Genomic DNA, 8,148 nt, shown 5'->3' with positions numbered 1-8,148 from the left:
GGTGATGCTGAAATAGAAATTTCTTTAAATGAAGATCGTTCACTCACAGCAAAAATCTTCAACAGACAAAACCAAATACAATATGTTGGTGAAATTGAAGGATTTACACAAGGAATCGGATTGTCCTATCAAGTTGATTTTGACACGCTAAAAGAATTGGTAGACAAAGTCTTAAAAGGAAAAAAGAAAATGGCGGAGGAAAGACTGCAAAAAGAACAAGAACAAGAAACACAAGCTGGTGGCGGACTTGTTAATTTTACTCCCAAAAAAAATCTGAAAAAAGAAACCAAAAAGGATTCCGAAAAGAAAACACCCAAAAAAGAAACGGAAACTTCTAAAAAAGAAGATAAAAAAGCAAAAGATTCTGCAAAGAAAAAGGGAGAATAATGCAGTAATCATTTTTTGCACTTTATATCTATTTTTAAGAAGCTACCTTTTGTAAAAACATACTTCAATTTAAGTTTTTTAAACACAAAAAAGGAACTTCGAAAAAGGAAAGATATCTTCAAAATTTCTGACAAAAAAAGCGGTTTTTAAAAGTCAAAATCTTCTCAGTATCAACGCTTGAAAAGTTAAGAATACTAGAAAAAATGTGGTCTAAAACGTTAAAATTCTGAGAACTTATTAACGAAAACGTTTGAAATTTCAAAACAATGTAAAATTAGTGGAAAGCGTACTTTAAAATCAAAATAAGTTTCCTAGCTTTACTATTCAAATTAAAAATTGAATGCAAAGTAACATCAAAAAAGTAGGCGTAATGACCTCTGGAGGAGATGCTCCAGGAATGAATGCAGCGATTAGAGCTGTGGCAAGAGCTTGCTCATATTATAATGTAAAATGTGTAGGTTATTTTAGAGGTTATCAAGGTATGATTGAAGCCGATAGTATGGAACTCACAGCACGTAGTGTAAAAAATATAGTTAGTAAAGGCGGAACGATTTTAAAATCGGCTCGCTCCATGGAATTTAAAACCAAAGAAGGACGTAAAAAAGCCTACGAAAACTTAGTAGAAGAAGGCGTAGAAGCAATGGTGCTTATTGGTGGAGATGGAACGTTTACTGGAGGAATGATCTTTAGTAAAGAATACGACATTCCTGTAATTGGAGTTCCTGGAACGATTGACAATGATATTTTTGGAACAAAATTCACCATAGGATACGATACCGCATTAAATACAGTGGTAGAAGCAATTGATAAAATTCGTGATACAGCAAGTTCTCACAACCGCTTATTCTTCGTGGAAGTCATGGGACGCGATGCAGGTTTTATTGCATTGAATGCTGGAGTTGGAGCAGGAGCAGAAGAAATTTTAATTCCTGAAGAAGACTTAGGTTTAGATCGATTATTAGAATCTTTACAGCGCAGTCGCCGAAGCGGAAAATCGTCGAGTATTGTGGTGGTTTCTGAAGGTGATAAAATTGGTAAAAATGTCTTTGAATTGGCAGAATATGTTACCGAAAACTTACCAGACTATGAAGCGCGTGTATCGGTTTTAGGACACATGCAACGCGGTGGAAAACCAACATGTTTTGATCGTGTATTGGCAAGTAGATTAGGTGTAAAAGCAGTTGAACTTATTTTAGACGGACAAACCAATGTAATGGTTGGTATCTCTGACAATAAAGTAATGGTGACAAGTATTGAAAAAGCTGTAAAAGGTGAACATAATATAAACAAGGAATTATTAAGAATATCTGATATTCTATCAGTATAAACAAAATAGTAAGTTAAAAGAAAAACAAATGACAAAATTAGGAATTAACGGATTTGGAAGAATAGGAAGAATAGTATTTAGAGCAACAATTAAGCGTGACAACGTAGATGTAGTTGCTATTAATGACTTATTAGATGTAAATCATTTAGCTTACCTATTAGAGTACGATTCTGTTCACGGAAGATTTGATGGAACAATTGAAGTAAAAGATGGAAATCTTGTGGTTGATGGAAAAACAGTTCGTGTTACAGCAGAAAGAGATCCTAAAAACTTAAAGTGGGATGAAGCTGGTGTTGATGTAGTAGCAGAATGTACCGGAATTTTTACAACTTTAGAAACGGCTGACTATCATATCCAAGCAGGAGCAAAGAAAGTTGTAATTTCTGCACCTTCTAAAGATGCACCAATGTTTGTAATGGGTGTAAATCACCAAGACGTAAAAGCATCAGACAATATTGTATCAAATGCTTCTTGTACTACAAACTGTTTGGCACCAATTGCGAAAGTATTAGATGATAATTTCGGAATTGACGAAGCATTAATGACCACAATTCACGCAGCAACCTCAACACAATATACAGTAGATGCTCCATCGAAGAAAAACTACCGATTAGGACGTTCGGCAATGAATAACATCATTCCAACAAGTACAGGAGCTGCAAAAGCAGTTGGAAAAGTAATTCCTAAACTAAACGGAAAACTAACAGGAATGGCATTTCGTGTACCAACTGTTGATGTATCTGTAGTAGATTTAACAGTACGTCTTCAAAAAGAAACTTCTTATGAAGAAATCAAAAAAGTATTCAAAGCTGCTGCCGATGGTGATATGAACGGAATTCTTGGGTACACAGAAGAAGCTGTAGTTTCTCAAGATTTCGTAAGTGATGATCGTACAAGTATCTTTGATGCTGGCGCAGGAATTGAATTGAGTCCAAAATTCTACAAAATTATTTCTTGGTATGACAATGAATTTGGATACTCAAATAAATTAGTAGATTTAGCATTACTCGTAAATAACTTATAGTATGCATTAAATTAAGCACAATTGATATTTTTGTATACAATTGTGCTTAATTTGGTTATATACTTCATGTAAAACGTTCCCGAAAATTTGGGGATTTACTTTATATTCACACCATGATTTTATTAGTAGATAGTGGCTCCACAAAATGCGATTGGATTGCAGTGGACAAAGATGGGAATCAATTATTAGACAAGCTTCGTACAAAAGGATTAAATCCTGCGATTCTTGCTGAAAAGAAATTAAAGAAAACCATCAAAAAAAGTAAAGAACTTTCGGCACATCGGCACACAGTTACGCATATTTTCTTTTATGGTGCTGGCTGCGGAACGGAAAATCCACGTTTGCTATTAAAAGGAGTGTTGGAAAACTTTTTCCCAAATGCAGTTGTTGAGGTAAATGAAGATACCTTGGCTGCAGTATATGCCACTGTAAATAACAAAGCAGAAGCGGCAGTTGTTTGTATTCAGGGAACCGGTTCTAATTGTAGTTATTATGATGGAGAAAACTTGCACCAACGTGTAAATTCTTTAGGATATACTTTGATGGATGATGCCAGTGGAAATTACTACGGAAAACAACTTATTCGCGATTTTTATTTCAATAAAATGCCAGATGCAATTCGTGTAGCGTTTGAAGAAAAATACAATCTAGAAAGTGATTACATCAAATACAATCTCTATAAACAACCAAATCCAAACGCATATTTGGCAAACTTTGCAGAATTTATGTTTCTCAATAAAGATTCTGAATATATTTTAGAATTGATTAAAAGTGGATTCCGAGAATTTGCACAAAACATGATTATGCAATATAAAGAAGAACTCAAAACGGTTCCTGTTCACTTTGCAGGCTCTATTGCGTTTTTCTCAGAAAATGAAATTAGAGAAGTTGCCAAAGAATTTGGATTTAAAGTAGGAAACTTTACCAGAAGACCTATTGAAGGTTTGGTCACATTTCATACCAATGCTTTAAAAAATAATCAAGAATAACAGCAGTTTTTCCATACATACGAATTAAAAGTAAAGAGGCTGTCTTAAAAGTTTTAAAAGCCGTCATCCTGGATCAAGTTCGGTTTGACGAAATTGCTACTTTTCAGACAGCCTCTTTTTTATAACTTTTAGGAGAAATAATTTTTTATTTATAAATTCTGTTCTCTTGCTCAGAAACTTGAATGAAAGTAGTACGTTTGGTCAGTTCCTTCAATCGAGATGCGCCGACATACGTACACGTACTGCGAATACCACCTAAAATATCCTGAACAGTTTCTGATACGTGTCCTTTCAACGGAATTTCAACAGTTTTCCCTTCGGAAGCTCTATATTCAGCTACGCCACCAACATATTTTTCCATCGCTGTGGCAGAACTCATTCCATAAAATTGCTTAAATTTTTCACCATCACGTTCAATCAATTCGCCACCACTTTCGTAATGTCCTGAGAACATTCCGCCAAGCATTACAAAATCTGCACCAGCGCCAAAAGCTTTTGCAATATCACCTGGCGTTGCACAGCCACCATCCGAAATAATATGTCCGCCCAAACCATGTGCAGCATCGGCACATTCAATAATGGCAGAAAGTTGTGGATATCCAACTCCCGTTTTTACACGCGTAGTACATACTGAACCTGGACCAATACCAACTTTTACAATATCGGCACCAGCAAGAATTAATTCTTCAACCATTTCGCCGGTAACTACATTTCCTGCAATAATAACTTTGTCGGGAAATTGCGCTCTCACTTGTTTTACAAAATCTACGAAATGCTGCGAATATCCGTTGGCAACATCAATACAAATAAACTTTAGTTGTGGATGCATTGAAAAAATAGCGCGTAACTTTTCATTATCTTTTTTACTAATTCCTGTACTAACGGCGATGTGTGGAATTACAGAATTAGGAGCACTATTTATAAAAGCACTCCATTCTTGAACGGTGTAATGTTTGTGAATCGCGGTAAATAATTGTTTAGATGCCAAGGCTTCTGCCATTTCAAAAGTTCCGACAGTATCCATATTGGCTGCCATGACAGGAATGCCAGTCCATTCATACGAATGATGTAAAAATTTGAAGTTTCGTTCCAAAGAAACTTGTGAACGACTTTTTAAGGTTGAGCGTTTTGGACGAATCATTACATCTTTAAAGCCTAATTTTAATCCACTTTCAATACGCATGATATACAATATTTGGTTGTGATTAAAAGTAAAAATTTATCTTTAAAAAATATGGTCAGATAGGAGTTTTTTTATAAGTTTTTCAAAACTATTCTCTAAATGTAAATAAGGCTAAGGCTATCATTCCACAAGCTGCTATAATTGAAACACCAATAGTGTTGGGATATTTTTCTGGCATAAAGAATCCAACTATTGAAAGCATTGTAGTCAAAAGAGTGATTAGAAATATGATAGCTACTAATGGGTTATTACTGTGATCGCTCATAAATAATTTCGTTAATTGTATTGAATGAATTAAAGACACGCGTCCCAAACAGGATCTTTTGGCAACGGCGCAATAATTTCTAAAGGTTCTTTCTTTACAGGATGTGTAAATATTAATTTTCGTGCATGTAAATGTATACTTGCATCTTTATTACTGCGATCAAAACCATATTTTAAATCGCCTTTTATTTTAGAACCAATAGAAGCCAATTGCGCTCTAATTTGATGATGTCGTCCTGTATGCAAAGCAATTTCTAGCAATACGTATCGATCTAATTTTTTCTTTACAGTATAGTCTAAAATCGCTTTTTTACTTCCTGTAATTTCTTTTGCAAACGCGGTCGATTTGTTATTCTTCGGATTCTTTCGCAGCCAATGTGTCAACGTATCTTGTTGCTTTGGTGGCATATTTTTTACAACTGCCCAATACGTTTTTTTAGCTTTCTTTTCAGCAAACAATGCATTTAATCGTGGCAATGCTTTTGAAGTTCGAGCAAATACTATAATTCCAGTTGTGGGTCTGTCTAAACGATGTACAACGCCCAAAAATACGTTTCCAGGTTTGTTATACTTTTCAGCAATATATTCCTTTACAACATCGCTGAGCGGTTTATCGCCTGTTTTATCACCTTGCACAATATCGCCTGCACGCTTGTTGACAATAATAATATGATTGTCTTCGTAGAGTACTTGGAGATTGTTTTTAGTGGAAATTATTTTCAATGTTTTGACAATTTTAGAATATACTATTCGTCAGTTCGAGTTGAGGTTTTTGCCGAAGTATCGAGAACAGCTTTGTAGTTCTAAAAATATTCGTTGAAAAGTATTTCTCGATACAATTTTTTTCGCTTCTCTTCAAAAATCACTCGAAATGACGTTTGGCAGATGCTAAATAACTTTTACATTTAAAATTTAGCATTTAACATTTATAATTTAATACTGTTCCTTCTCATTCGGAAAATCAACTGCTTTTACATCGGCAGCATATTGTTTAAAGGCATTAGTCATGTCTTCATACATGTTTAAATAACGACGTAAAAATCGTGGGTTAAATTCGTGTGTCATTCCTAACATATCGTGTGTAACCAAAACCTGTCCGTCAACACCATTTCCAGCACCAATTCCGATCACAGGAATTGAAATACTTTCAGCAACTTCTTTGGCTAACTTTGCAGGAACTTTTTCTAAAACAATGGCAAAACAGCCAGCTCTTTCTAGCATTTTAGCATCTTCTTTTAATTGTAATGCTTCTTCTTCTTCCTTGGCGCGAACTGTATACGTTCCGAACTTATATATTGATTGCGGTGTGAGTCCTAAATGTCCCATTACAGGAATTCCAGCATTTAAAATACGCTTGATTGATTCTTTAATTTCTTTTCCACCTTCCACTTTTACAGAATGTCCACCAGATTCTTTCATAATTCGAATCGCAGAACGTAAGGCTTCTTTCGGATCTGATTGATACGTTCCAAAAGGCAAATCGACCACAACCAATGCTCTATCAATTGCTCTTACCACAGAAGAAGCATGATAAATCATTTGATCTAAGGTAATTGGCAAAGTAGTTTCGTGTCCTGCCATTACATTACTTGCAGAATCTCCTACGAGAATGACATCAATTCCGGCACCATCTACAATTTTTGCCATGGTATAATCATAAGCGGTCAACATGGAAATTTTTTCTCCATTACTCTTCATTTCCACCAGTGATTTTACGGTTACTCTTTTGTATTGTTTCTTTGCGACTGACATATAATTTGTTTTCTATGGTTGTAAAAATAAGAATAAAATATATAGAAATATTCGCATGCCGTAATTTTAAATTTTTTTATTCAGTTCTTAGAAAAAAATCATTTATTTTAGAAAAGTCTTTTGTATAAATTAAGTCTTTAACTTTATTTCCTTTTGCATCTAAAATAACATAGAATGGCTGTGCATTTGTTTTAAATTTTTCTACTTGCCAATGTGAATACTTAGATCCAACAGTTTTTATTTCTTTTTTCTTTATCTCACTGTAAAACCATTCTTTTTTGGGTAACTCCTCTCTATTGTCAAGATGTAACGGCACAAATATGAAGTCATTTTTAAGCCGTTGTATAATAGCTTCATTTTGTAGTATATAATCTTCCATTTCAGCAGTACTCCTTGCAGTGTAAGCAGTAAAATAAAGAAGTAACTGTTTTTTTGCTTCCGCAGCTTTTTTTAATAAATCGTTATAATTCAAATTTCCTTGCACTTGAAAAATAACTGAATTCTCTTGTCTTTTAGAAACGGTTGCTTTCTTTTTAGGAATTGATTTGTTCTCCTCTGAAGTATTAGAAAAACAACTAGTAAGAAGTATTGCAACGAATATTGAAAATACGTTTTTCATTCTTTACGATTCTTTCAAAAATGACCATTCCTCACAAGTTTTACTCGGAATAAATTCTGTGATTTTGTAGTCAGCCAAATCGTGAATTTTAAACGGATCTTGTTCCAAAATGGTAGCAAGTTGCAATTTATCAGTCATTTTCGATAAAATAATTCCGCCAGTTCTCGGAACTTTTCTGCCAGAAGCATGAAAATTACCCAATTCATAGTGTAAATTCAAATAGGCAATATGATCTTCTAAGTGTTGATCTACAACTTCTAATGGAACTTTATAAGTGAGTGAAATGATGTACATGTTTTCTAGTGTTATTTTTTAATCGGAATCCAAACTTCTTCTTCCGAATCTTCGCTATTTGGAATATATTTCTTTCCTAAAACTTCAAAATGTGGTCTATTATCTAATGTATATTCAGAATTTGGTAACCATTCGCTAAAAATATAATTTGCCATTTGTGCAAAATCTTGTGGCAATCCTTTATAGATAAAAACAGCGTACAATCCAGATGCAATAGTTAAAGTTACCATATCTTCTGGAATACTATCAAAACTAGAAACTTCGGTCATGGCGTACTTTGTAAACTCATTCTGCGGATTAAAATTTCTA

Annotated in this window: 11 protein-coding genes; 4 read left to right on the top strand and 7 right to left on the bottom strand. The window is 34.1% G+C overall.

Translation table 11 applies throughout. From position 1 onward, the window contains the following. The 4 genes from AB8B65_RS11765 to AB8B65_RS11750 form a co-directional block, all read left to right on the top strand. A partial coding sequence (locus AB8B65_RS11765; protein WP_405301218.1) for a hypothetical protein occupies positions 1-387 on the top strand: 387 nt, incomplete at its 5' end. Positions 388-727: 340 nt separating this feature from the next. Further along, positions 728-1,714: a 6-phosphofructokinase gene (pfkA, locus tag AB8B65_RS11760; RefSeq protein WP_405301217.1), complete on the top strand. Its 987-nt coding sequence runs from the start codon at positions 728-730 to the stop codon at positions 1,712-1,714. A 28-nt stretch (positions 1,715-1,742) separates the two neighbouring features. Further along, complete coding sequence (gap, locus tag AB8B65_RS11755) at positions 1,743-2,738, top strand: type I glyceraldehyde-3-phosphate dehydrogenase (RefSeq protein ID WP_405301216.1); 996 nt, start codon at positions 1,743-1,745, stop codon at positions 2,736-2,738. A gap of 113 nt (positions 2,739-2,851) precedes the next feature. Further along, positions 2,852-3,727, top strand: a complete 876-nt coding sequence (locus AB8B65_RS11750; protein ID WP_405301215.1) for an N-acetylglucosamine kinase — start codon at positions 2,852-2,854, stop codon at positions 3,725-3,727. A gap of 145 nt (positions 3,728-3,872) precedes the next feature. Here AB8B65_RS11750 and AB8B65_RS11745 read toward each other — a convergent pair whose 3' ends face one another. The 7 genes from AB8B65_RS11745 to AB8B65_RS11715 all read right to left on the bottom strand — a co-directional run. Next, positions 3,873-4,910, bottom strand: a complete 1,038-nt coding sequence (locus AB8B65_RS11745; RefSeq protein WP_405301214.1) for a GMP reductase — start codon at positions 4,908-4,910, stop codon at positions 3,873-3,875. Between the two features lie 88 nt (positions 4,911-4,998). Continuing rightward, a complete protein-coding gene (locus AB8B65_RS11740; RefSeq protein WP_405301213.1) occupies positions 4,999-5,175 on the bottom strand; it encodes a hypothetical protein in 177 nt (58 codons plus the stop codon). A 29-nt stretch (positions 5,176-5,204) separates the two neighbouring features. Continuing rightward, positions 5,205-5,897 (bottom strand): RluA family pseudouridine synthase, encoded by a 693-nt coding sequence (locus tag AB8B65_RS11735; RefSeq protein ID WP_405301212.1) that lies wholly within the window; start codon positions 5,895-5,897, stop codon positions 5,205-5,207. A gap of 210 nt (positions 5,898-6,107) precedes the next feature. Beyond that, positions 6,108-6,926, bottom strand: a complete 819-nt coding sequence (panB, locus tag AB8B65_RS11730; protein ID WP_405301211.1) for a 3-methyl-2-oxobutanoate hydroxymethyltransferase — start codon at positions 6,924-6,926, stop codon at positions 6,108-6,110. 76 nt (positions 6,927-7,002) lie between these two features. Then, entirely contained in the window at positions 7,003-7,545 is a 543-nt protein-coding gene (locus AB8B65_RS11725; RefSeq protein WP_405301210.1) for a hypothetical protein, read from the bottom strand. A gap of 3 nt (positions 7,546-7,548) precedes the next feature. Continuing rightward, positions 7,549-7,839: a YciI family protein gene (locus tag AB8B65_RS11720; RefSeq protein WP_405301209.1), complete on the bottom strand. Its 291-nt coding sequence runs from the start codon at positions 7,837-7,839 to the stop codon at positions 7,549-7,551. Positions 7,840-7,850: 11 nt separating this feature from the next. Next, positions 7,851-8,148, bottom strand: a 298-nt coding sequence (locus AB8B65_RS11715; RefSeq protein WP_405301208.1) for a GyrI-like domain-containing protein, incomplete at its 5' end; no start/stop codon positions are given.

The sequence above is a fragment of the Kordia sp. genome (assembly GCF_045105435.1).
Taxonomy (GTDB): domain Bacteria; phylum Bacteroidota; class Bacteroidia; order Flavobacteriales; family Flavobacteriaceae; genus Kordia.
The sequence above is the reverse complement of the archived record's forward strand: the minus strand, read 5'-3'. Positions and strand labels throughout refer to the sequence as shown.